Annotated in this window: 22 protein-coding genes and 1 tRNA gene; 9 read left to right on the top strand and 14 right to left on the bottom strand. The window is 57.7% G+C overall.

What is annotated here, in order from left to right; translation table 11 throughout:
- Positions 1 to 171 precede the first annotated feature (171 nt).
- Complete coding sequence (locus JQR87_RS08010; protein ID WP_407291083.1) at positions 172 to 5019, top strand: NAD-glutamate dehydrogenase; 4848 nt, start codon at positions 172 to 174, stop codon at positions 5017 to 5019.
- A gap of 135 nt (positions 5020 to 5154) precedes the next feature.
- Here JQR87_RS08010 and JQR87_RS08015 read toward each other — a convergent pair whose 3' ends face one another.
- Positions 5155 to 6069 carry a DUF6685 family protein gene (locus tag JQR87_RS08015; protein WP_407291082.1) on the bottom strand — a complete coding sequence of 305 codons (915 nt, stop codon included), beginning with the start codon at positions 6067 to 6069 and terminating at the stop codon, positions 5155 to 5157.
- A gap of 164 nt (positions 6070 to 6233) precedes the next feature.
- Between JQR87_RS08015 and JQR87_RS08020 the strand changes: the two genes are divergently transcribed.
- Together JQR87_RS08020 and JQR87_RS08025 are read left to right on the top strand one after the other, a co-directional pair.
- Entirely contained in the window at positions 6234 to 6455 is a 222-nt protein-coding gene (locus tag JQR87_RS08020) for a DUF2835 domain-containing protein (protein WP_407291080.1), read from the top strand.
- A gap of 103 nt (positions 6456 to 6558) precedes the next feature.
- A complete protein-coding gene (locus tag JQR87_RS08025; RefSeq protein ID WP_407291078.1) occupies positions 6559 to 7599 on the top strand; it encodes a quinone-dependent dihydroorotate dehydrogenase in 1041 nt (346 codons plus the stop codon).
- A gap of 90 nt (positions 7600 to 7689) precedes the next feature.
- Here JQR87_RS08025 and rmf read toward each other — a convergent pair whose 3' ends face one another.
- On the bottom strand, positions 7690 to 7905 hold the full coding sequence (gene rmf / locus JQR87_RS08030) for a ribosome modulation factor (protein WP_407291076.1): 216 nt from the start codon (positions 7903 to 7905) through the stop codon (positions 7690 to 7692).
- A 348-nt stretch (positions 7906 to 8253) separates the two neighbouring features.
- Between rmf and rlmKL the strand changes: the two genes are divergently transcribed.
- Complete coding sequence (gene rlmKL, locus JQR87_RS08035; RefSeq protein ID WP_407291075.1) at positions 8254 to 10434, top strand: bifunctional 23S rRNA (guanine(2069)-N(7))-methyltransferase RlmK/23S rRNA (guanine(2445)-N(2))-methyltransferase RlmL; 2181 nt, start codon at positions 8254 to 8256, stop codon at positions 10432 to 10434.
- 131 nt (positions 10435 to 10565) lie between these two features.
- Here the strand turns inward: rlmKL and dacB are convergent, their stop codons facing one another.
- Positions 10566 to 12074, bottom strand: a complete 1509-nt coding sequence (dacB, locus tag JQR87_RS08040; RefSeq protein ID WP_407291073.1) for a D-alanyl-D-alanine carboxypeptidase/D-alanyl-D-alanine endopeptidase — start codon at positions 12072 to 12074, stop codon at positions 10566 to 10568.
- A gap of 237 nt (positions 12075 to 12311) precedes the next feature.
- Here dacB and JQR87_RS08045 point away from each other — a divergent pair, with 237 nt between their 5' ends.
- Positions 12312 to 12656: a YggL family protein gene (locus tag JQR87_RS08045; RefSeq protein WP_407291071.1), complete on the top strand. Its 345-nt coding sequence runs from the start codon at positions 12312 to 12314 to the stop codon at positions 12654 to 12656.
- Here JQR87_RS08045 and JQR87_RS08050 read toward each other — a convergent pair.
- The 6 genes from JQR87_RS08050 to JQR87_RS08075 all read right to left on the bottom strand — a co-directional run bounded on the left by JQR87_RS08050 (position 12646) and on the right by JQR87_RS08075 (position 17849).
- Positions 12646 to 13740: an FUSC family protein gene (locus tag JQR87_RS08050; RefSeq protein ID WP_407291069.1), complete on the bottom strand. Its 1095-nt coding sequence runs from the start codon at positions 13738 to 13740 to the stop codon at positions 12646 to 12648. The two genes, JQR87_RS08045 and JQR87_RS08050, sit on opposite strands and share 11 nt — an antisense overlap.
- Positions 13741 to 13745: 5 nt before the next feature.
- Positions 13746 to 15077: a deoxyguanosinetriphosphate triphosphohydrolase gene (locus JQR87_RS08055; RefSeq protein WP_407291068.1), complete on the bottom strand. Its 1332-nt coding sequence runs from the start codon at positions 15075 to 15077 to the stop codon at positions 13746 to 13748.
- A 187-nt stretch (positions 15078 to 15264) separates the two neighbouring features.
- Entirely contained in the window at positions 15265 to 15564 is a 300-nt protein-coding gene (locus JQR87_RS08060; protein WP_407291066.1) for a hypothetical protein, read from the bottom strand.
- Positions 15561 to 15941 (bottom strand): phage holin family protein, encoded by a 381-nt coding sequence (locus JQR87_RS08065; protein ID WP_407291064.1) that lies wholly within the window; start codon positions 15939 to 15941, stop codon positions 15561 to 15563. Before JQR87_RS08065 ends, JQR87_RS08060 begins: the two co-directional genes overlap by 4 nt.
- 19 nt (positions 15942 to 15960) lie before the next feature.
- The gene (locus JQR87_RS08070) at positions 15961 to 16365 is read right to left on the bottom strand and encodes a DUF883 family protein (protein ID WP_407291063.1); all 405 of its coding nucleotides are present in this window, start codon (positions 16363 to 16365) and stop codon (positions 15961 to 15963) included.
- 212 nt (positions 16366 to 16577) lie between these two features.
- Positions 16578 to 17849, bottom strand: a complete 1272-nt coding sequence (locus JQR87_RS08075) for an OprD family porin (protein ID WP_407291061.1) — start codon at positions 17847 to 17849, stop codon at positions 16578 to 16580.
- Positions 17850 to 18243: 394 nt separating this feature from the next.
- Between JQR87_RS08075 and JQR87_RS08080 the strand changes: the two genes are divergently transcribed.
- On the top strand, positions 18244 to 18486 hold the full coding sequence (locus JQR87_RS08080; protein WP_407291060.1) for a glutaredoxin family protein: 243 nt from the start codon (positions 18244 to 18246) through the stop codon (positions 18484 to 18486).
- A gap of 150 nt (positions 18487 to 18636) precedes the next feature.
- Here the strand turns inward: JQR87_RS08080 and JQR87_RS08085 are convergent.
- From JQR87_RS08085 to mobA, 3 genes are all read right to left on the bottom strand, one after another.
- Positions 18637 to 18713, bottom strand: a tRNA-Pro gene (locus JQR87_RS08085).
- A gap of 105 nt (positions 18714 to 18818) precedes the next feature.
- Positions 18819 to 19040 (bottom strand): YgdI/YgdR family lipoprotein, encoded by a 222-nt coding sequence (locus tag JQR87_RS08090; RefSeq protein ID WP_407291058.1) that lies wholly within the window; start codon positions 19038 to 19040, stop codon positions 18819 to 18821.
- A 45-nt stretch (positions 19041 to 19085) separates the two neighbouring features.
- On the bottom strand, positions 19086 to 19688 hold the full coding sequence (gene mobA, locus JQR87_RS08095) for a molybdenum cofactor guanylyltransferase MobA (RefSeq protein ID WP_407291057.1): 603 nt from the start codon (positions 19686 to 19688) through the stop codon (positions 19086 to 19088).
- 379 nt (positions 19689 to 20067) lie between these two features.
- On the opposite strand from mobA, the gene JQR87_RS08100 reads away from it, so the two are divergent.
- Positions 20068 to 21099, top strand: a complete 1032-nt coding sequence (locus JQR87_RS08100) for an acyltransferase family protein (RefSeq protein ID WP_407291056.1) — start codon at positions 20068 to 20070, stop codon at positions 21097 to 21099.
- Positions 21100 to 21161: 62 nt separating this feature from the next.
- On the opposite strand, the gene JQR87_RS08105 is transcribed toward JQR87_RS08100, so the two are convergent.
- Both JQR87_RS08105 and JQR87_RS08110 read right to left on the bottom strand, forming a co-directional pair.
- A complete protein-coding gene (locus JQR87_RS08105) occupies positions 21162 to 21590 on the bottom strand; it encodes a hypothetical protein (RefSeq protein ID WP_407291055.1) in 429 nt (142 codons plus the stop codon).
- Positions 21591 to 21762: 172 nt separating this feature from the next.
- The gene (locus tag JQR87_RS08110) at positions 21763 to 22065 is read right to left on the bottom strand and encodes an I78 family peptidase inhibitor (protein ID WP_407291054.1); all 303 of its coding nucleotides are present in this window, start codon (positions 22063 to 22065) and stop codon (positions 21763 to 21765) included.
- A gap of 165 nt (positions 22066 to 22230) precedes the next feature.
- Between JQR87_RS08110 and JQR87_RS08115 the strand changes: the two genes are divergently transcribed.
- Positions 22231 to 22632 carry a PA2779 family protein gene (locus JQR87_RS08115; protein ID WP_434157884.1) on the top strand — a complete coding sequence of 134 codons (402 nt, stop codon included), beginning with the start codon at positions 22231 to 22233 and terminating at the stop codon, positions 22630 to 22632.
- Complete coding sequence (locus JQR87_RS08120; RefSeq protein ID WP_407291052.1) at positions 22629 to 23579, top strand: PA2778 family cysteine peptidase; 951 nt, start codon at positions 22629 to 22631, stop codon at positions 23577 to 23579. The genes JQR87_RS08115 and JQR87_RS08120 overlap by 4 nt, the downstream gene beginning before the upstream one ends.
- Positions 23580 to 23582 lie beyond the last annotated feature (3 nt).

Below are 23582 nucleotides of genomic sequence, written 5' to 3' on the forward strand. Positions count from 1 at the left end.
TGATGTACTCGTGATAAATGTGACCACTAAGCCACTGGTAACGCCAGATAGAGGTAAGGCCGCGTTAAGCACTCGTTGTTTTGCTGAACTAACGTGGAACTTACACGTTGCGTGACCAGTCAGGTGCCGCGACTGCCCTAGTCGAATTCCAAGCCAGAACGGAGCGAAAAAATGGCGTTCTTTACAGCTGCCAGCAAAGCCGACTTCCAGCAACAACTGCAAGTCGCGTTGGCGCAGCATGTCGACGAAAAACTTCTGCCACAAGTGGGACTTTTCGCCGAGCAGTTCTTCGGTATCGTCGCGCTTCCCGAACTCACCCAGCGACGCATGACCGACCTGGTAGGCTCCACGCTGGCCAGTTGGCGATTGTTGGAGCGTTTCGATCCGGGCAGTCCGGAAGTACATGTCTTCAACCCTGATTACGAAAAGCATGGCTGGCAGTCGACCCACAGCGTGGTCGAGGTACTGCATCCGGATATGCCGTTTCTCGTTGACTCTGTGCGGATGGAACTGACCCGCCGCGGCTACGCGATTCATACCCTGCAGAACAGCGTGTTGCAGGTACGCCGTGACACCGATGGCAGCTTGATCGAACTGCTCCCCAAGGGTAGCTCCGGCGAGGGCAGTGGCGCTGAGTCTCTGATATTCGTCGAGATCGATCGCTGTGCCAGTGCTGCTGCCTTGCGTGAGCTGGAGCAGTCCCTTCATGGCGTGCTTGCGGAAGTGCGCTTGGCCGTCACCGATTTCCCGGCCATGAAGGCCAAGGCCGAAGAGCATCATGCTCGCCTGGGCACGCTGCAGCTTGCAGATGAGGCGCAACTGTCCGAGAGCATGGACTTTATGCGCTGGCTGGCTGACGATCATTTCACCTTTCTCGGTTACGAAGAGTTCACGGTCGTCGATCAGGGCGATGGCGGTCGCATCCTCTATGACGAGTCGTCACTCCTTGGCCTGTCGCGCACGCTGCGGACTGGCCTTGAAGAGGATGATCAGCTGATCATGCCGACAGCGCTGAGTTACCTGCGCGAGCCGTTGCTGCTGTCCTTCGCCAAGGCGGCAACACCGAGCCGGGTGCATCGGCCGGCGTATCCTGACTTCGTATCCATCCGGGAATTCGACGAGGAGGGACGGGTCACTCGCGAATGCCGCTTCCTCGGGCTGTTCACCTCGTCGGTCTATACCCAGAGTGTTCGGCGGATTCCCTACATCCGCAGCAAGGTAGCGGAAGTGGTCGATCGCTCGCAGTTCGATGATTCGGCTCACCTGGCCAAGGAGCTGATCCAGGTGCTGGAAGTGCTGCCGCGCGATGAGCTGTTCCAGATGACCCTGGACCAGCTGTTCAGCACCGCTATCGCCATTGTGCAGATCCAGGAGCGCAACAAGCTTCGCCTGTTCCTGCGTATCGACCCCTACGGCCGGTTCTGCTATTGCCTGGCCTATGTCCCTCGCGACAGCTACTCCACCGAAACACGCTTACGCATCCAGCAGGTTCTGGTCGATCGCCTGGAGGCCAGCGGTTGCGAATTCTCTACGTACTTCTCAGAGTCCGTGCTGATTCGCGTGCAGTTCCTGCTGCGCCTGGATCCGCACAAGCAGGTCCAGTTCGATCCGGTGCAGCTGGAGAACGAAGTCGTTCAGGCTTGCCGGACCTGGCAGGACGATTACACCAGTGTGGTCATCGAGCGCTTCGGTGAAGGGCAGGGCACCGGCATTCTGGCTGACTTCCCGAAGGGTTTCCCGGCCGGTTATCGCGAGCGCTTCGCCCCGCATTCGGCAGCGGTCGATATGCAGCACGTGCTCAGCCTGAGCGAAGAGCGCCCGCTGGTCATGAGCTTCTACCAGCCGATCACGGCGGTGGAAAATCGCCTGCATTGCAAGCTCTATCACATGAACACGCCGCTGCCGTTGTCGGACATGCTGCCGATTCTCGAAAACCTCGGGCTGCGTGTGCTCGGCGAGTTTCCGTTCCATCTGCGTCGCAAAGACGGCCGCGAATACTGGATTCATGATTTCGCGTTCACCTACGCCGAAGGGCTCGAAATCAATCTGATGGAGATCAATGAGCCGCTGCAGGATGCGTTCATCGCCATTCACAACGGCCAGGCGGAAAACGATGCCTTCAACCGGCTTGTATTGACCGCAGGCCTGACCTGGCGCGAAGTTGCGCTGTTGCGAGCGTACGGCCGCTACCTCAAACAGATCCGCATGGGCTTCGACCTTGGCTACATCGCCAGCGCCTTGCTCAACCATACGACGATCGCTCGTGAGCTGGTGCGTCTGTTCAAGATGCGCTTCTATCTGGCGCGCAAACTTGGCGAAGATGATCTGGCTGACAAACAGGCGCGGCTGGAGCAGGCAATCGTCGCGGCATTGGACGATGTCGCGGTGCTTAATGAAGACCGCATCCTGCGTCGCTATCTGGCGTTGATAAAAGCAACGCTGCGGACCAATTTCTACCAGACCGATGCGAGCGGAAAGCCCAAGGGCTACTTCAGCTTCAAGCTTGACCCGCGGGCGATTCCGGAGATGCCGCGCCCGGCGCCGAAGTTCGAGATCTTCGTGTATTCGCCACGGGTCGAAGGCGTCCATCTGCGCGGTGGCAAGGTGGCTCGCGGCGGCTTGCGCTGGTCCGATCGCGAAGAGGACTACCGCACCGAAGTGTTGGGCCTTGTGAAAGCGCAGCAGGTGAAAAACGCCATTATCGTGCCGGGTGGCGCCAAGGGCGGTTTCGTGCCGCGTCGCCTGCCCACCAGCGGCTCCCGGGATGACGTGTTGGCCGAGGGGATTGCCTGCTACCGGATTTTCATCAGCGGCTTGCTGGACATCACAGACAACCTCAAGGATGGCAACGTGGTGCCGCCTGCAAACGTGCTGCGCTATGACGAGGATGACCCCTATCTTGTCGTAGCGGCTGACAAGGGCACCGCGACCTTCTCCGACATCGCCAACGGTATCGCTGCCGAGTACGACTTCTGGTTGGGTGATGCCTTTGCGTCCGGCGGTTCCGCCGGTTACGACCATAAAAAGATGGGGATCACGGCCAAAGGTGCCTGGGTTTCCGTGCAGCGGCATTTCCGCGAACGTGGCATCGATGTGCAGCGTGACCCTGTCACGGTGATCGGCATTGGTGATATGGCCGGTGACGTCTTCGGCAATGGCTTGCTGATGTCCGAGACACTTCAACTGGTCGCGGCATTCAATCATCTGCACATCTTCATTGATCCGAACCCGGATGCGGCGCGTAGCTTCCTTGAGCGCAAGCGTCTGTTCGATCTGCCGCGCTCGTCCTGGACAGATTACGACCCTTCGCTTATCTCCGCAGGCGGTGGCGTGTTTCCACGGTCGGCCAAGCGCATCGCCATCACCCCGCAGATGAAGGCCCGCTTCGATATCGAGGCAGAACAGCTCACGCCTGCAGAACTGATTCATGCGTTGCTCAAGGCGCCGGTCGATCTGCTGTGGAACGGCGGTATCGGGACCTACGTGAAGAGCACAGCGGAGACCCATGCGGATGTCGGCGATAAGGCAAATGACGTCTTGCGGGTCAACGGAAACGAGCTGCGCGCCAAGGTCATCGGTGAAGGTGGCAACCTGGGGATCACTCAGCTGGGGCGCGTGGAGTACTGCCTGCATGGCGGTGCCGCGAATACCGACTTCATCGATAATGCCGGAGGCGTGAACTGCTCCGACCATGAGGTCAACATCAAGATTCTGCTCAACGAGATCGTCAGTGCTGGCGACATGACGAGCAAACAGCGTGACCAGCTGTTGTTTGAAATGACCGATGCGGTTTCCGAGCTCGTATTGCACGACAACTACAAACAGACCCAGGCGCTGTCCCAGGCAGAGCATCGCGCTCGCGAAGGGGGCGCCGAATACAAGCGGCTGATCAGTGCGCTTGAAACCGATGGCTTGCTGGATAGGGCGCTGGAGTTCCTGCCGAGCGACGAAGTTCTGGCAGACCGAGCATCCCTTGGCAAGGGACTGACCCGAGCAGAGCTGTCTGTGCTCATTTCCTACAGCAAGATTCACCTGAAGGAAGCGCTACTGCAGTCGCGGGTACCAGACGATGCTTATCTGGCTCGGGAGATGGAAAGCGCGTTCCCACAGATGTTGGCTGAGCAATACCGCGGCGCGATGCTGCAGCATCGTCTGAAGCGCGAGATTGTCAGTACCCAGATCGCCAACGATCTGATCAACAACATGGGCATCACCTTCGTTCAGCGTCTGCATGAAGCGACCGGATTGAGTGCGGCGAACGTAGCAGGCGCGTATGTGATCGTGCGGGACATCTTCCATCTGCCGCACTGGTTCCGCCAGATTGAGGCGCTGGATTACAAAGTCCCGGCCGAGCTGCAATTGACGCTCATGGAAGAACTCATGCGGCTGGGGCGCCGGGCTACGCGCTGGTTCTTGCGTAACCGCCGCAGCGAGCTCGATGCTGCCCGCGATGTAGCCCATTTCGGACCTCGAGTCGCGGCGCTCGGGCTGAAGCTCGATTCCTTGCTGCAAGGCGCCACCCGAGACCTGTGGCAAGCGCGCTACGAGCGGTATACCGAGGCGGGCGTGCCTGAGCTATTGGCGCGAATGGTGGCTGGCACCAATCACCTGTATACGTTACTGCCCATTCTTGAAGCGGCGGATGAAACCGGACAGCCCCCGGCTGACGTTGCGGCAGCCTACTTCGCAGTGGGTGGTGCGCTGGAGCTGCCGTGGTATCTGCAGCAGGTCACCAGCCTGCCGGTGGAAAACAACTGGCAGGCGCTGGCGCGCGAAAGCTTCCGTGACGATCTGGACGGACAGCAGCGTGCGATCACCGTATCGGTGCTGCAGATGAGCGGGGCGCCCGAGGACATCGATACTCGCGTTCAGCTGTGGCTTGAGCAGCGGCAGTATCAGGTCGAACGCTGGCGCAAGATGCTGGTCGAGTTGCGCAGCGCCAGCAGCGTGGATTACGCCATGTACGCAGTAGCCGGTCGTGAACTGCAGGATCTGGCATTGGAGAGTGCAAGACGCTAGGTGCGAGCTGCCAGGCCTCTGGCAGCTGACGCTGAAAACCCAAACGCCGGTGCATTTGCACCGGCGTTTTTGTTTGTTGCGCTTGGGAAGATTAGCCTGAGCCTGCGCCGGCAGGCAGGCAGGCTGTTCAGTGATCTACACCGTTCGGTTGCCCAGGCGGAAGCGAGTTATCTGAGGGAGGTCACGCAGGTAGCGAACCAGATCCGGGGCTCCGGCGAGCTTGAGTCCTTCTCCCAGAGCGTCGGCAGAGGGTTGACGCTTGTCCAGCAGGAGGAGTTCGGAATTGTTGGCGTTGCGTAAAAGCGTCAGGCGGGCATATGGGGTTTTCGCTTCGAGCAACAGCCCCATGAATTCCCGATTACTCCAGGCTTGTGCTGGCATTGTGATTGCGTGGTAGTCATCATCAAGAGCTTGCAGGCCGCCTGCATCGAGCCGGTAATCAGTGAGTTCGCAGGGCAAATTCACTTCGAGCCCTCGAAGCCGGGCGTAAGCGATCGCACAGGCAAAGGCCTCGGCATGATGCTCGCCGCTCCAGTAGATGCGTTCGCCGAGCCAACTGGCTTGACGAAGCTCTATTGGGGCCTGTGTCTTGAAGCCAGGCAGTGCCGCAGTGAGGGTTCGCACAAAGTCCTTGTAGCTGATCACCCGCAACTGGCGACAGGCAGGGGTAGCCGCTAGGGCTTCAAAGGTGGAGTAGGCTGCGCCATCGCAGCTTTGTCCGCCGAGCCCATCGACCTGACGCAGATCGAGTGCCGGATGGAAGCTCTGTTCTTCGCGTACCAATCGTGTCAAAGCCGCATGTGCTCTGGCCTTGTCTTCCTGGACCGGGCCGGAAAGCGCATTTCTGGGTAGATCGACGAATCGCTGGAGACAGGGGCCGTCGTGCCAGAAGATACTCGGCGGCGGTTCCGGGAGCGGGGCGAAAGGCAACCTGAGCTGGCTGGCGTGCTCAAGAATCTGGCGCGGCGAGGTGCCGGTCAATCCAAGGCGTTGAGCAAATCTGACGATTCGGGAAGTCACGGGCGGCACCGGCTCGGTCAGGCTCATCATCGTGTATGAGCACAAAGGGCAACGGCCGAAGTGTGGCAGAGCCAATCACGCCGCGCACTGTATTTGCCGAGCTTTTGTTTGTTTATCGGATCGGATGTCAGTGCAGGGGCACTGGCCGCACGCCTATGTGGCAAAATCGCTGTGCTGATCAATGAGGAGCCTCCATGCCAAGCCTCGTGCTGGATATTGCACTGCCTGCTGAAAAACTGTTGGCGGTCTATCAGGGGCGTGCCAATCGTATCCTGATCAAGAGCCGGGAAGGAACGAGCGTTAGCTTGCCGGCACATCATCTGCGACCCTTTTTGACTAATGCGGGTGTATTTGGTTCATTTGAGATGGTATTCGCTCCGGAGGGCAAGCTGCTCAAATTGCGACGACTCGACTAGAAGTTGTTAGGGACCGACCCCGCTCGGGGTTTTGCGTTTGGACGCTGTAGCTGGTTCCGCCTGCTATAATCCCGCGCCACACTCCCCAGGATCTAGGCTGCATATGTATAACCTGGCCCGCCAGCTGCTGTTCAAGTTCACCCCTGAGACGTCCCATGAACTGTCCCTCGATCTTATCGGCGCGGGCGGACGTTTAGGCATCAATGCCATGTTGAGCAAAGCTCCGGCTAGTTTGCCAGTTCGGGTGATGGGTCTGGATTTCCCCAACCCGGTAGGGCTAGCGGCAGGGTTGGATAAGAACGGTGAGGCGATACGCGGGATGTCTCAACTGGGGTTCGGGTTCGTTGAGGTAGGCACCGTGACTCCGAGACCGCAGCCAGGCAATCCGAAACCGCGTGTTTTTCGACTGCCCGAAGCCGAAGCGATCATTAATCGAATGGGTTTCAACAACCAGGGCGTTGATGCGTTGCTGGAGCGGGTCGATGCGGCTCAATTCAAGGGCATCCTGGGGATCAACATCGGCAAGAACTTCGATACCCCGGTCGAACGAGCGCAGGATGACTACCTGGCGTGCCTGGATAAGGTTTATCACCGGGCGAGCTACGTCACGGTGAACGTCAGTTCGCCCAATACGCCGGGTTTGCGCAGCCTGCAGTTCGGTGACTTCCTCAAGCAATTGCTTGACGCACTGGGGCAGCGCCGTGAAGAACTCGCCGTGCTTCACGGAAAGCGTGTACCGCTGGCGATAAAGATCGCGCCGGACATGTCCGAAGAGGAGACTAGGCTGGTTGCCGAAGCGATTTTCCAGTCCGGAATGGATGCGGTCATTGCAACCAATACGACGTTGGGGCGTGAGGGTGTCGCTGGGCTTGCGCATGCTGACGAAGCCGGTGGGCTGTCTGGCGCACCGGTGCGTGAGAAAAGCACGCAGGCTGTCCGGATACTGGCAGACACCCTGGTTGGTCGCCTGCCGATCATTGCGGTCGGCGGCATCACCGAAGGGCGGCACGCAGCTGAAAAAATCGAGGCAGGAGCAAGCCTGGTGCAGCTCTATACAGGCTTTATCTACAAAGGGCCTGCGCTGATTCGCGAGGCGGTCGATGCGGTGGCTGCGCTGAAATCTCGACAGGACGTGAGTGGTTAGAGAGTTGCCCGGTGGGGCTCCCCTTAGGAGCCCCGGGCTTCAAGCCCGCCGCCCGGGTGGGGCGTGCTAGTTGAAGTCGGTGTGATTGTGTCAGCCGACTGCGTGAAGTTCGTTTAATCGATGAATACCGGCCGCGCCAGTCAAGCCGTCCCAGTTATCGCCGCGACCCTCCCGCCAGCCGTTTATCCAGGCTTGACGCACTTCAGGATGGGAAAAAGGACATAAATCTCTAGATTTGCCGTGTAAACCGTGCTGATAACCGCGTAGAAATGCTCGTTCCATCGGATCACGCTTGAGTCTTCTCATTGGGTATTGCCCTCAGTGGTTGACTGGTGTTCCTGTTGACCTCTGGTTTGAGGTCGGCAGATAGACTGCCAGCGAAGCCCGCTGCCGGCGTGGCGGGTCTCTACCGATCATCATTGCGATGCCGGCTGAGTCGAGTTCTAACCCAAATGCTTCAGGCGCGGGAATGACCGTTTTGTAATAAGCAAGTAATCGAACTGTAGCGCTACCCATAAGGCGCGCGAGGCGTGACGTTCATGAGCGATACCTCGCGCCGCCTGTTCAGCTTCTCGACGAAACAGTCCGAGCGGCACAAATTTCGAACCAGGATCTGCAGGCGTCACTTCCGCGATCCGATACATTGGACATGCCATGACTGACCGCCACGAACTTATCCTCACCTGCCCCAAGGGGCTTGAAGGCCTGTTGATCGAAGAGGCCACTGGCCTTGGGCTGGAGGAAGCGCGAGAGCAGACCTCGGCGATCCGCGGTTTTGCTGATATGGAGGTCGCTTACCGTCTCTGCTTGTGGTCGCGCCTGGCCAATCGCGTGCTGCTGGTCATCGGTCGTTTCGCCACGACAGATGCCGAAACCCTGTATGAAGGCGTTCATCAGGTCGACTGGAGCGAGCATCTGGAGGCGACGGGTAGCCTGGCAGTCGAGTTCAGTGGCCATGGGTCAGGAATCGACAATACGCACTTCGGGGCACTCAAGGTCAAGGACGCCATCGTAGATCGACTCCGTACACCGGCGGGTGAGCGACCCAGCGTCGACAAGCTGAATCCGGACCTGCGTGTCCATTTGCGGCTCGACCGAGGCCAGGCAGTTCTGTCCCTGGACTTATCGGGGCACAGCCTGCATCAGCGGGGCTATCGTCTGCAGCAGGGTGCTGCGCCTCTCAAGGAAAACCTCGCCGCTGCCGTGCTCATTCGCGCCGGCTGGCCACGCATTGCAGCTGCGGGCGGCGCGCTCACCGACCCTATGTGTGGCGTCGGCACCTTCCTCATTGAGGGGGCTATGATGGCCGCTGACATTGCGCCCAATTTGCGCCGCGAGCGCTGGGGCTTCAGTGCCTGGCTCGGACACGTTCCTGCACTATGGAATCGACTGCATGCCGAGGCGCAAGCGCGTGCCGAGGCAGGGATGGCCAAGCCACCTCTCTGGATCCGCGGCTACGAAGCCGACCCACGCCTTATCCAGCCAGCCAAGAACAATATCGAGCGTGCCGGATTAGCCAACTGGATCCGGGTCTATCAAGGGGATGTGGCGGCATTCGAACCCCGTCCGGACCAGAATCAGAAAGGGTTGGTCATCTGTAACCCACCGTACGGCGAGCGTCTGGGTGATGAGGCGAGTCTGGTCTATCTCTATCAGAACTTCGGCGAACGGCTGCGCCAGGCCTGCCTCGGCTGGGAGGCTGCGGTACTGACGTCTGCGCCCGATCTGGGCAAGCGGATGGGTATCCGCAGCCACAAGCAATACGCGTTCTGGAACGGAGCACTACCTTGCAAGCTGCTGTTGATCAAGGTCGAGCTGGATCAGTTCGTGACCGGTCAACGAGCGGCCACTGCCGAGCATAAGAGCGAAGCGCAACCCGCCACCGAGTTGGCGCGCCTCAGTGAAGGCGGACAGATGTTCGCCAATCGTCTGCAGAAGAACCTGCGGCTGTTAGGTAAATGGGCGCGCAAGGAAGGCATTCAGTGCTACCGCCTTTACGATGCCGACATGCCTGAGTATGCGCTGGCGATCGATTTATACGGTGACTGGGTGCACGTGCAAGAATATGCACCGCCACGCTCGATCGATCCGGAAAAGGCACAAGCAAGGCTGTATGACGCCCTTGGCGCTATCCCCCAAGCGCTGGGCATTTCTCGTGATCGTGTAGTCGTCAAACGTCGAGAGCGTCAGAGCGGGACGCGGCAGTACGAGCGCCAGGCCAGTCAGGGCGCATTTCTCGAAGTAAAGGAGGGCGACGTCAAACTCCTGGTGAATCTCACCGATTATCTCGATACCGGGCTGTTTCTCGATCATCGACCGATACGCCAGCGCATCGCGCGCGAAGCAGCGGGTAAGCGCTTCCTGAATCTGTATTGCTACACCGCAACCGCAACTGTCCATGCGGCCAAGGGCGGCGCGCGCAGCACGACCAGTGTCGACCTGTCGAAAACCTATCTTGACTGGGCGCGGCGCAATCTGGCGCTTAACGGCCTTTCGGACAGGCAGCGCCTGGAGCAAGCTGACGTCATGACCTGGTTGGAAGCCAGCCGCGATGAGTACGATCTGATTTTCATCGACCCGCCGACATTCTCCAACTCGAAGCGCATGGAAGGGGTGTTCGACGTCCAGCGCGATCATGTCGCCTTGCTCGACCTTGCGATGGCACGGTTGGCTGCGGGTGGCACGCTCTATTTTTCCAACAACTTCCGCAAGTTTGTCCTCGACCCTGGCGTGGCCGAATGCTACGACGTTGAGGAAATCACCGCGGCAACCCTCGACGAGGATTTCCGTCGGAACAGCAAAATACATCGGGCCTGGAAACTTCAGGCCCGGTGATCCTCCGGCTGAGGAGGCGGGTGGGGAGGTTGCGGCGCGTTTTATGCCATCGCTGATCGCGCTCTTGCTACTCGGGGGAATGAGGTAATCCTCCCTGATCACCTCATGAAGCATTTCGCGGTCAACCTGGGTCAGCGTTGCGCAGTGCTGTCGTTAGTCGGGCGGTTATAAAGGCTGACCAGCACCTGGTCCAGCACCGATGATGCCCCCCAGGGACGAGGGTGGTTGAGTATCGCGACAACTGCCCAGGTGTTGCCGTCGTTGTCGCGGCTGTATCCGGCAATCGCGCGCACCGTGTTCAAGGTCCCGGTCTTGACGTGTGCCTTGCCGGCCACTCCAGTATTGCGCAGACGCTTGCGCATGGTGCCGTCCACCGCAGCAAGGGGCATCGATGAGATGAACTCCGCTGCATAGGGGCTTTGCCAGGCGGCTTGTAGCAAGCTCGCCAGCTCTCTTGCGCTGACGCGTTCTGCTCGCGACAGGCCCGAACCGTTCTCGATGACGAGATGCGGTGAAATCAAACCTTTCTTCGCCAGCCACTGGCGGATCACGCGCTGTGCGGCCATTGAGTCGTCTGCATCCGCTTCGTTTCGGAATTCCGCACCCAGGCTCAGAAACAATTGCCGCGCCATGGTGTTGTTGCTGTATTTGTTGATGTCTCGAATGATCTCGACCAGATCAGGCGAATAGGCGCGTGCGACCATCTTGGCGTTCTTGGCTACTGGCGCCACTCGGTCTACGCCAATAATTTTGCCCCCCAGCTCCTGCCAGATCGCCCGTACCGCGCCAGCAGCGTAGCGCTGATGGTCGAGCAGCGACAGGTAAGTCTGCCCACTGCAGCCAGCCGGAAGCTTGCCGGTTACCACAACGGTCACGCCTTCACCGTTCTCGACCGGGTTATAGCGAATGTCTGGCCATCCCGGGCATTTGGCTTTCGGCAGCGCCTGGATGCGATTGTCGATCTGGACCGCAGCGATCGGCGGCTCGACGATCACGTTGACATCGCCATTGTCGTTTCGGGCAATGAAGCGGAGTGCCTTTAGATTGACCAGCAGTGAATCCGGGCCGACCAGGAAAGGCTTGTTCTTGTCATTGCCATCATCGTCGAAGACCGGCAGTGACGGCTGTACGAAATGGCTGCGGTCCAGCACGAGATCACCGGTCACAGTCTGGACGCCGTTGGCGCGAAGGTCGCGAAGCAACAGCCAGAGCTTCTCCATATTGAGTTTCGGATCACCTCCGCCCTTTAGGTAGAGGTTGCCGTTCAGCGTGCCATTTTCGATCGGACCGTCTGCATAAAACTCTGTTTTCCATTGATGGTTGGGGCCGAGCAGCTCCAGAGCGGCGTACGTCGTCACCAACTTCATGGTCGAGGCGGGGTTAACCGAGACATCCGCATTGACGAAGGTGGGCGCCCCCTTTCCGTTGAGCGGTAGCATCACAACGGAAAGGGCACTGCTTTCTATCTTGTTCGCCTTGAGCGCCTGGGCGACACGGGGCGGCAAGGTCTGGTTGACCGTTTCAGCGATGGCGGGGAAGGCCAGTGGCAGAACTAACGCGGCAGCGGCAATACGGGACAGCAATTTGCCAACGGCTCTGCCCTGATTGGCTTGGGCAGGCAGGCTTGAAATCAATAGCATGATGAAGGTTCCCTACAGCGTTCAGGGAAAAGGGCGGGCCATTATGCCCACGTCCGAGAAGTGACGTGCTTCTCATCCGACAAGCGTAGACGTCAGGGTCGTTTCCCTGCAAAAAAATGTAGTCAGATTAAGCTTTCAGCAAAGAGCGGGCCCGGTGGATTGCCTCTGCAATCGCGAAAGCCCGCCGTTGCTGTTAGAGTGCGCGCCGTTATCACCGTTATATAAAGGACCGAATCAATGGCTACTAACCGCTCGCGTCGCTTGCGCAAAAAACTCTGTGTCGACGAATTCCAGGAACTGGGTTTCGAAGTCAATCTGACCTACCGTGACGGCCTCGATAGCAAAGCAGTTGATACCTTCCTCGAGGCCTTCCTGAACGAAGCCATCGAGGCCAACGGACTAGGCTATATCGGTGGCGAAGATTACGGTTTCGTCTGCCTGTCGAGCCGCGGCTCTGTTAACGAAGAGCAGCGCGGTCAAGTCGATTCGTGGCTCAAGGGGCGCGACGAACTTTCCGAATTCAACGTGAGCCCCTTGATGGACGTCTGGTATCCAGAGAACGAGATCAACGCTAAGGCATGATCGAGTCGTTGCTGCCCTGATCGGTTTTGGCTGTTTGCCCGGATTTGCGCAATGCAATTCGGGCGATCAGCTGGCGGAGCCAATGCATCAGCAAGGTCACGGTCAGCGCTACCCCCACACCAATGGCCGCGTTGACCAGGCGTACCTGCGGCAGCCCCCAATCTTGCGCAAGGGTTTCGGCTAGCAGTACGAAGCTCAATGTTGTCTGCAGAACGAAAAGTCCGTAATGGTGGGCCTGGAATGCTCGACTGAGCATCACCAGCGGTAGCATGATCATGACCATTACCGGCGGGTCGGCCAGGCTGTGACCCATATAGATCAGCACTGCCGCTGCACAGAAAATTCCGATACTGGCTTGCAGAGCGCGCGTAACGCTGCGCTGGACGTCCATCTGCAGCGTTGTGAACACCGCCAGTGTCAGCCAGTAGCCACGCGGTAGGTCAGCCAAAGTCACGATCAGGCCGCCAACGGAGGCGGCGAGGACATAAGTCAGTGCATGGAGTCGCCATCGGCGAATCGGCGTTCTTCGAGCTCGGCGCCGCAACACTTTGAACAAGCTTAACAGCCGAGGCATGTAAGGCCACATGCGAAGGCCATGCATGCCTCGAAGACCGAAGGCTAGAAGCGTGACCCAGAGCCCTCCCAGGGCAAATAGCACAGCAATTGCCTGAGGGTTGTTGAAGTCACCAATGCCATACTGCCCCTGACCAAGGCAAAGGCAGATCGCGAGTCCTATCCCCAGTTTTCCGGCCTCGCTGCCATACCGTTGTAACCACGCCAACAGTAGGCCATAGAAGGCGAACAATCCGAGGCTTATTATCGGGTGAGTGGCTGACCAGAAGCCAAGTCCAGCGCTGACGGCGCCAAGGCCAATCAGCAGCAGCATCCTCAGCATGCCGAGACGGTGGAGCGGGTTTGCCTTTGCCGCCTGGAACGCACCAACCGTTGCCCAGAGGAAACCTGTATGTCCGCTGAAGAGGCCGAGCAGAAGTGGCAAAGCGCACCCGAGGCCTGCCACCATCGCAGCACCCCAGGCGGGGCGGCCTGGCTGCCAGCCAATCAACTTTCGCAGAGGCTTCCTCATAACGATCACGTTGGGCTCGAGCGCCCAGTCATTTCGCTCGCCATTTCCGTTGCGTAGCTGTCGGTCATGCCTGCGATGAAGTCGATCATACGAATGAATGATTGGTACAGTGGCCAGCCGGGGTCTGGTGCGTTGTTTCCAAGCAGGTCGAGTATGCGGCGATTCTTGAACGACGGTGTACGGCCGCCGTGTTGTTCGAGCGCTGCGCAACAGAAGGCGTTCAGTAAGATCTCGAGCGTGGTGTATGCCCCGATTTCATGCAATGTTTTGCGCTTGTCCTGAAATATCTTCTCGCGAGCCATCGCCTTGGCTTGCAACACGCATCGTTTGGCTGCGCCATGCATATGTTCAACCAGATCGCCGGAGAGATGGCCAGCCAGCAACGCCTGCTGTTGCTCGACGAACGCCTCCGCCGCTGCGTTGGTTAGATGCTCTATTGCCTTGCCTCTGAGAATTGCCAGTTTTCGCCTGCGCGAATCCGTCGGGCCGAGCTGTCGATAGGTTTCAGGCAAGTCGTCACCGACCAGGTCCAGAAGCAGAGCTTCTACTTCGGCATACTCCAGCAGATCCATCTCAAGCCCATCCTCGAGATCGATCAGCCCGTAGCAGATGTCATCGGCGGCCTCCATCAGATAAACCAGCGGGTGCCGAGCCCAGCGCTGGTCGTCCAGTTTCGGAAGGTCGAGCTTGGTGGCTATCTGCTCAAGTAGCGGGAGCTCGCTCTGGTAGCAACCGAACTTGTTTTTCTTGTAACCGAGGGCCTCTGCATGACGTGACGTCCAGGGGTACTTGAGGTAGGTTCCGAGCGTGGCGTAGGTTAGTCGCGTACCTCCATCAAACTGGTGGTACTCGAGCTGCGTGAGTACTCGGAATCCTTGCGCATTGCCCTCGAAATTCAGGAAATCAGCCCGCTCCTCATCGCTCATGTCATCGAGCCAGCCCCGCGCAGCGGCCTGTTGGAACCAATGACGAATGGCATCTTCACCGGAGTGGCCGAATGGGGGATTACCAATGTCGTGAGCCAGGCAAGCGGACTGGATGACCATGCCGAGATCTGCGGGGGTACACCATTCAGGCAGGCCCTCACGCAGCACTTCACCCACACGCATGCCAAGCGATCGCCCGACACAGCTGACCTCCAGGGAGTGGGTCAGGCGCGTATGGATGTGGTCGTTGCTTGATACGGGGTGCACTTGGGTTTTACGCCCAAGTCGGCGGAACGCGCCGGAGAAAATGATTCTGTCGTGGTCCTTGTGAAACGGACTTCGGCCCAGCTCTTCATTGCTTTGTACGGATTTCCCAAGCCGCTCGCGATTCAGCAGCGTATGCCAGTCCAAAGAGCAACCTCCTTGATGTCGCCAGTAAGGGTGGCGTCGCCCACCGATACACTCGATGAGGGGCAACCGCACAGATTTATCGGCCAGTCGTTTGCTGTGAATCAGCCTACAGCAAATAGCGAGCGCCATGCCATACGGTGTGGCATGGCATGGACTACGTTGAGGAACGGACGATACCGTTATCTCACTAGTGGCGGAGCCTACGCACGAGCGGGTAGAGCATCATGCCTACTTTGGCCAACTTGCCGAGCTTGCCCAGTCGGCGACCGAACAGGCTGAGCCCTACAGTCGCAGCAATGAGCAATGGGCCTTTCCCAACGTGATGGTCCGAGTCTCCGGTGCTCGAGACCATTCCCTTAATCCGCTGGAAAGGGTGAGCCAGTGGCTGCGAGTGATAAAGGATTTGTTGGCGATTCATCTCCATGCGCAAGCGAACTAGGTCCTTGCGCATGGCTAAATCGGCTGAACTGCTTAACGGTAGGCTCATGGCAGTAAACGCTCCCGGTTACGGGCCAGTTCCTCGACAGTAGCGTGGAAGGGCGAGGCGCTCTCTTTGGCTAGACGGATTGCGCGGCTGATGCAAACGCCCATCACGACCGCGTAGAGCGCACAGAGAACCAGAATCGCTGCGATAGGGTTGCTGTCCCAGAAGGCAATCACAATCGCGGACGAAAGCCCGACGAGAATCAGCAATCCGAGTATCAGGCTCATGCTAGCCAGCAAAAACAGCTTGAATGCCCGGGCTCGTTCTTCCTGGATTTCAATGCCGATGAGCTCCAAATGCCCTTGCACGAGTCCAGCCAGCGCACTGCCCATCTTCTTGATAGAAGGGGCAGGGGCTTCGTCAGCGTGTCTGGTTTCCATTGGATCGGTTCCCCACATATCAGCGGCGGGTGATCAGGCCGAAGAGAAAGCCAACTCCTGCCGCTATGCCAATCGATTGCCACGGGTGAGTATGAACATACTCTTCAGTGCACTGGATAGCTGCCTGGCCCTGTTCCCGAAGACTGCCTTCCTGCTCTTTAAGCATCTGCCGAGCACGGGTCAGGTTCGCATTGATCTTGCCGCGAAGCTCTTCGGTTTGAGTCCCGGCGGTGTCCTGCGTGTGTTTGAGCAGACGCTCTGTATCACCGATAAGTGTATGAAACTCTTCGATGAGCGCGTTCTGAGCCGCCTGCAGGTTGCGGCGATGCGCTGACTTGTCAATCAGCGGGGATGCATGAGTTCCGGCTGTTCCATCAGGGATCGGCGTATTGTCATTGGTCCCAAAAGTCGATTCGGTAGACATCTGCAGCTCCTTTTTTCAGTATTGCGGGAACGAAGGTCCCGGCGCCTAAGAGTTTCGAGCATGTAGGCGGTGCAAGGTTCCCGCTTCGTTTGGAGCAATGTGCCGCGTCGTCTTCTCCTGCTCTGGTTGGCTCTGTGAAATTACGAAAGCTGAAACAAGAAAACCCGCCGAAGCGGGTTTTCTTTCTACTGCGTTTTCAGGCTACGCCGCTATTACATCAGCGGAATGGTGTAGCTGACGATCAGGCGGTTCTGATCAATATCGTCAGCTGTGCCGTTGCTACGGAAGGTAGCGTTACGCCACTTGATGTTGAGGTTTTTCAACGCACCTTCCTGGAAGGTGTAGGCGATGTCAGTGTCACGTTCCCACTCTTTGCCTTCCGATACGCCGGCACGCTCGAAGTTATCACCGGTGATGTAGCGAGTCATGAAGGTCAGACCCGGAATACCAATAGCGGCGAAGTTGTAGTCATAACGCGCCTGCCAAGAACGCTCGTCCGCTTTGGCAAAGTCACCAATCTGGACGAAGTTAACCAGGTATGGGTCGATGTTGCCGCCTACATAAGCAAAGCCGGTATCGCCAGACATTTTCTGGTAACCCAGGCCGAAACCATGCCCGCTCAGGGAGTAGGTAACCATTGCACCGAAGGCCTTGTTGTCGACGTTAGTGTTGCCGTCGTCCGTCGAGCGCTGGTAGCGCAGGTCGGTCTTCAATGATTGATCTTTGCCGATAGGCAACACATGCACCAGGTTCAGCGCGTGTTGCTTGTAGAAGTCTTCCAGGTTGCTGTAGTAGTACGAAGTGCTCAGATCTTTGGTGACCTTGTAGGTGCCACCAAGATAGACAAACTCGTCCGACTCTACACCGCTAGTTCCGGTGATGCTTTTCCCGGAAGTATTGATGCCCATGTCTTCATAGTTAGTCGAGTTGCGGTTGTTGATCTGGTCAACGTACCCCAAGTCGAGCGTCAGGCCGTCAATTTCGTTGGAAACGACTTGTGCGCCGCGCATGACCGCAGGCAGCAGGCGGCTGTCACTGGTGGCAATCGCCGGGTTTTTCAGCTGCAACGTGCCAACTTTCAGAACGCTGTTCGAAACTTTCGCCTTTGCAGTCAAGCCTAGCTGAGAGTAATCGTCCGGTGCGCCAGATGCGCCGACAGGCAGCAGGCCTGTGCCGGTGCGACGGTCCTTGCCGCTGCCGCCCGAATCCAGTTTCAGACCCAGCAGGCCGAGCGCATCGACGCCGAAACCAACAGTACCTTCCGTGTAACCGGACTGAACGCGAAGAATGAATCCCTGCGCCCACTCGTCCTGCTTGGACTGGCCTGCGCCTTCTTGGCGGTAATCACTGTTGAAGTAAAAGTTACGCAGTTCCAGGCCAGCTTTGGTGTCTTCAACAAAAGCAGCTTGAGCCAGTGTTGGAACAGCCAGTGTTGCTCCCAGAGTGGCTAGGGCCACGCCCCGGGCGATTGGGGTCTTGAGCATTTCTTATTTCTCCTCGTTGGATGATGCTCTGAAGTCGCTATTTGGCGCCGTGTAATAAAACACTACCTCAGCATTTGAGCCCTTAGACTTTAGTCATTCGGACTTAAGCGTGGATGTGTCGGCTAACTCACCCGGTAGTAGGCCGACTTGTTGCAAGCCTAAGTTGCTACCGATACGCGCATACACCTCCGGCCCCGCAGCTCTCTGACCGCTTGGGCTGCAGCATCCTAGCCGTTTGTTAGCGTCGAGTCGATTGCCAAAATCAAACCGTCTTTCGACTGAGTTCAAAATCACACTTTTCCCTAGGGTTTGGTTCGAAATAACTAAGCTGGGCGGCAGCTGCAGCGTGACCTGCCTGCTAGACTCGCATTGCCAATTTGGAAGAGCCCGAGTTATGCATCTGCCGGAATGTCAACTGTTTGGAACGCTGGGTTGCCACCTGTGTGAGCAAGCCGAGGCGGTCGTTTTGCCTCTGGTTGAGAGTGGCTTGCTTGTGGAAGTGCTTGATATAGCGGAGCGTCCGGAGTGGTTTGAAGATTACGGGCTTCGTATACCAGTACTGCGACGGATAGACACGGGGATGGAGCTTGATTGGCCGTTCGAGCTGGAACAGGTCGTATGGTTCCTGCAGCGATGAGTTGAAGGGCAAAGGGACGAGCTGTGGTCGTGGCAATTGTTCACGACGTTTGGGAGTGCTTCAGCTTAGTTTGTTGTGACCCTCCGTTAGATTTGAGGCACAAAAAAAACCGGCGCGTGGCCGGTTTTTTTTTGATCATTATCGGGATGTTGGTCGGAGCGACTGGATTCGAACCAGCGACCTTCTCGTCCCGAACGAGACGCGCTACCAAGCTGCGCTACGCTCCGAAGATGGCGCGCATTTTACAGAAAAAGTTTTGCTTCACAAGCACCCAGCGGCTGATTTTCAACGGTCCGAACCAAGGCGCTAGGCGCCAGGAAACGCCATCAGTGCTACAGCTCTTGGACGGTGCGCACCTGGTCCTTGTTTACTCGTCCCGGCTTGCCATCGAGACCTTCAAACTCGTAGAACCCAGCCTCGTCATCGTACTCAGGCTGGTCCAGCGTTTGGATCTCGCGGCCGTCGTTGAGTGTAATTACGCTGGGACTCGAGCAGCCAGCAACGAGGCTCATTCCGGCAAGTAGAATCAGCGTAGGTCCGGTTATGGTTCGCATGTTAATTCTCCTCTGTAGTGCCGTCTGTGACGATGTCCCGAAGCGCTAAGTTCCCTTTGGCGGCGGCTGTTCCAAGAGCAGCTCCGGTGAATTCATGTTTGCTATTCGGGGGTCGTCGATATCAAGTTCGAGCGCTCTGGCTTCGAGAGAAGCCAGAATTCTTCTGTTGCTTCGCTCTCCCTTTCGCCAGGCCTCTTCGATAGCTGGAGCAACACTGACTGGGATGATGCAGAACAACGGCTCCCACTGCGTGCCCCGCCGCGCCATCAGCGGGACGTCCGGCTGTTCTTGTGATTTGGTGTACAGCGCTGCCAGAAGTGCTTCGTCAATGAGCGGGGCATCACATGGCAATACCATTACCGTTGGGTGGCGAGCAACTGCCAAGCCCGCGCGTATGCCTGCCAGTGGGCCGGGAAAATCCGTTTCGGCGTCTCGGACCAAGCGGTCGGCGAACGCCCTGTACTGCGGCAGGTTACGATTGCAGGAGATGAGAAGATCGTCAGTCAACGGGCGGGTGATGCGGTGCAGCCAGGCCACCAGGGGTCTGCCGTGCCAGGATACAAGCCCCTTGTCTTGACCACCCATTCGACGCCCGCGCCCACCCGCCAGCAGCAAAATGGAACATTTGTCGAGCTTGGGTTGAGGCATCGCTGGCTCCGCCGAAACATGCCATATAACACTCGAAGCGAAACTCCGGCAACCATGAGGTCGGGCCCCGCGGCATGGCCATCGGGCTGTCGATTTGACTTTGTTTCGTTCCGTACACCAGTTCGGGGCTAGGGTTTGCCGCACTTGCAGATCGGAAACGCTTGGTCTGCGCATGGCTGCGGCCTACAGCTTTCCCAACAGTCCAAACTTTGCACTTGCTAGGTTTTTTGGCGCGCCTCGCCCAAGCAGTCAGAGGCGTTACGTCGGGCAGTCAGGGCTGAATAACAAACTGAACGCATTTTTTACTGTCTACCTGCTTCGCCGTTGCGAGCGCCGGCTGTGATGTCGCTGGAGCTGCCCCATCATAAGGAGAAATGTGATGCAGGAGAGAAATGCCTGGGTCGATTACGCCAAAGCCATCGGGATCATTCTGGTGGTCTATGGACACGTGGCGCGTGGCGTCTACAACGCGGGCTTACCGATGGATGAGAGCCTATATCTACTCGTAGATAGCATCATCTATAGCTTTCACATGCCGCTTTTCTTCTTTCTTTCTGGCTTGTTCTTTTACGACTCACTGATGAAGCGAGGCAAAGCCGGGCTGATCGTGAACAAGGTGGACACCATTGTCTATCCATTCATCGTTTGGTCATTACTGCAAGGTGTGATTGAGGTTGTACTGTCGAATTACACCAACGGTGAGGTCACGTTAGGGCAGGTTTTCTCCCTGCTATGGTCGCCGCGCGCGCAGTTCTGGTTTCTGTACGCCCTGTTCCTCGTGTTTGTGGTGTGCTCCTTTGCCTATTGGAAGGCTGATCGTCGCTATTTTCTTCCGTTATGGCTGGTGTTTGGTGGGTTATACGTGCTGAGCAGAGAGTTCGAGGTAGGCAGTATCGGTAGATTTATCTTTGGTAATGCAGTGTTTTTTGCGCTTGGTGTCTGGTTCAACGAAATACGGAGTTTCTTCCTTTCCCGTTATGTATCGCTCACCTTGTTTTGGGGGGCGTTGTTCGTGATCGGTCAGTATCTGTTCCACATGACGTTCGGCTTGAATTGGGAGGTTGGTGGTTTGCCGGTGCTTAGCCTGGCTACCGTTTCGATCTTCTTCATGGTCTCCCTGTCAATGTGGTTGGGTCAGGCTCGGATGGAATGGCTATTGTTCATCGGTGCCTCTTCGATGACTATCTATCTGATGCACATTCTTGCCGGAAGTGGCGTCCGAGTGCTGCTTGGCAGTTTCATGGGTATCGATTCGATTCCCGTGCATTTGATAGTGGGTACTCTGATAGGGCTGGGCGCGCCGCTTGTGGCACAGGTGATCATCAAGCGCTACGATTTATATTTCTTGTTAGCTCCGCCTAAATCATTTTCCGCTTCCACCCTACGGGCGCGTAAGGCAGCGGTTTCCTGACGCGACGTATCGGAGCCGCTGCCCGGAGCTGTCTCGTTTCTAATGCGACAACCACCAATAATTCAAGAAACGTCCTTTGGAAGTCGCTCGTCGTCGATGCGGCGACGACGTCTTCTGCCGGAAGATCGGCGCTGGCGCCGGCTCGACGTTTTTTGATCCGCCTGCTTTAGCTGGGTGGCGCCGAGGCCGGTCAGGATGCCGACAATATTGATGGTTAAGTCCGCCAGGGACGGAGTGCGGAAAGGCGAAAGGGCCTGCAGCAACTCTATCGAAGCGCCGCCAATTAGAATCCAGACGAACAACGAGCCAAGTCGCACCCGTGGAAACGCTAGATGAGCCGTATAGGTGAGAACGCTGAATCCAATCCAGTGGTAAAGCTTATCGGCGCCGACATAGAGCTCAGAAGTGGGTGAGTCCTTCAATGCCAACACGGCAAGAGAGAGTAGGGCGAGTGCAAATATGGCAATTCTGCTTGTCTGTCGGTAGTGCATCCTGACTTCGGCTCGTAGGTCATTTGGTCGCGTACAGCTTGGGGCGGCCACGTTCGAAGGGCGCTCATCGGTAAGATGATGGCAATTAGCTTTTACTAGCCTACTTGCCGTTCCGCTCGCCCTTCAACCTCCGAACGGGTTTCCAGGTATTTATACGACCGGTGGTGCTCCGTTACCCGCAATTGACTTTTTGAATTACTAGGGCTTTGTCAGTAGAGAGCGTCAGGCGCTTGGGGTTGTATTCAAGCGTTACGATATCGTCAGGACGAACAATGCGAACGGTCGCAGCGCCGCTTTCACGCCGAACCTGATCCCGAATCGCCGGACTCGCCTGTTGCCCGACGAACCTCTCTACAGCGGAGGCGTCGCATTGTCCTTTGGTCTGTCCTGAAGCCGATTCTTCCCTAGGGGTCGATTTACAGCCGATGAGGATAAGGCTGAGCATCATCATGATGGTTGAGCGGTAGGCTGGCATAACGTCTCCAAGCGGCGAATGTACGCGATGATGAGATTGCGGGTTGGTTCAAACATTAACCACCGAACCCTAGGCTGCAAGGGAACTGGCGGAACGACATCCCCGTCTTAGGTTTGACGCTCGGTACGAATCGCACTGGGTAAAAACAAAATAAGGAGTTCCGCCATGTTCAATTCCTCCCTGATGAAGCGTGTAGCAACCCTGTTGGCAGCGTTGCACTTCATGTTGTTTGCGCAGATCCCGTTGGCCCAGGCGGCGATGATCGGAACTCCGGAGGTGGTTGCTGAACACCAACATCAGGTCGATCGCCAGCAGCTGATGACCATGCTCGAAGACAAAGATGTCCAGGAGAAACTGGTCTCGATGGGTGTAGATCGCGATCAGGTCGAGCAGCGAATCAACAGTCTCACACCGGCAGAGCTGGCGCAGTTCAATCAGCAGCTGGATCAGGCGCCGGCCGGGGCTGGGGTCGTCGGGATTATCGTTCTGTTCCTGGTGATATTCATCGTTACCGACCTGCTTTGCGCCACTAACATTTTCAACTTCGTCAATTGCATCAATCGTTGATTCGGCGACTGGCGTTACTGGTCGCCATAGTACTGCTTGGCGCATGTGCGCAGGCCCCGATCGTTCCGGTCGGGGTCGAGGGGCTTCCTGAGCGGGTTGAGCTGCAGGAAGTTAATTTCTTCCCTCAGCAGGACTATCAGTGTGGCCCGGCTGCATTGGCCACGATGCTTACCCATCGCGGCATTGATACCAGCCCTGAACAGCTTGTCGAACGGGTCTACCTTCCTCAGCGCAGGGGTAGCCTGCAGGTCGAAATGGTTGCTGCCGCTCGTTCACACGATTTGCTGGTGTATCCGCTCGATCGGCGGTTGGAGGCGGTGCTGTCGGAAGTGGCCGCGGGTAACCCCGTTCTGGTTCTTCAGAATCTTGCGTTTGATCGCTGGCCCCAATGGCACTTCGCGGTTGTGGTGGGGTACGACCTGACAGATCAGACCCTTGTGCTGCGGTCAGGCACCACTCGCCGCTGGATAGCGACTTTCCGTCAGTTCGAGCGGAGCTGGGCCAAGGGAGATCGCTGGGCGGTGGTGACCGTTGCGCCTGATTCGCTGCCCAGTACTGCCAGGGAAACAGTATGGATTAACGCTGCGAGTGATCTGGAGCAAACCGGCCGGCAAGGCGCGGCCCTCCGGGCCTACGAGGCGGCCGCGGAGCATTGGTCCAGCGGCTTGTCCTGGTTTGCGCTCGCCAATGCGCAGTACGCGCAAGGCGACAAACAGGCCGCACAGCGAGCGCTGAGCACCAGCGTTCAGCAAGACGGCTCCTTCGCAGCAGGTTGGTTCAACTTATCTCAAGTACTGGCAGAGCAGGGGTGTCACGCCCAGGCATCCGCCGCGCGCAACTGTGCGCTCCGGTTGGCCCCGAACGATGAGCGATTCCAGGCGGCATTGCCCTCGGCGGGTGAAGGTACAGCTAAGTGTGAAGCGCCGCCTGCTTGCCCTGTTCGATGAATT

Origin of the sequence: Stutzerimonas stutzeri (assembly GCF_051028275.1) — a bacterium.
In the GTDB taxonomy this organism is placed as follows: Bacteria; Pseudomonadota; Gammaproteobacteria; order Pseudomonadales; family Pseudomonadaceae; genus Stutzerimonas; species Stutzerimonas stutzeri_AS.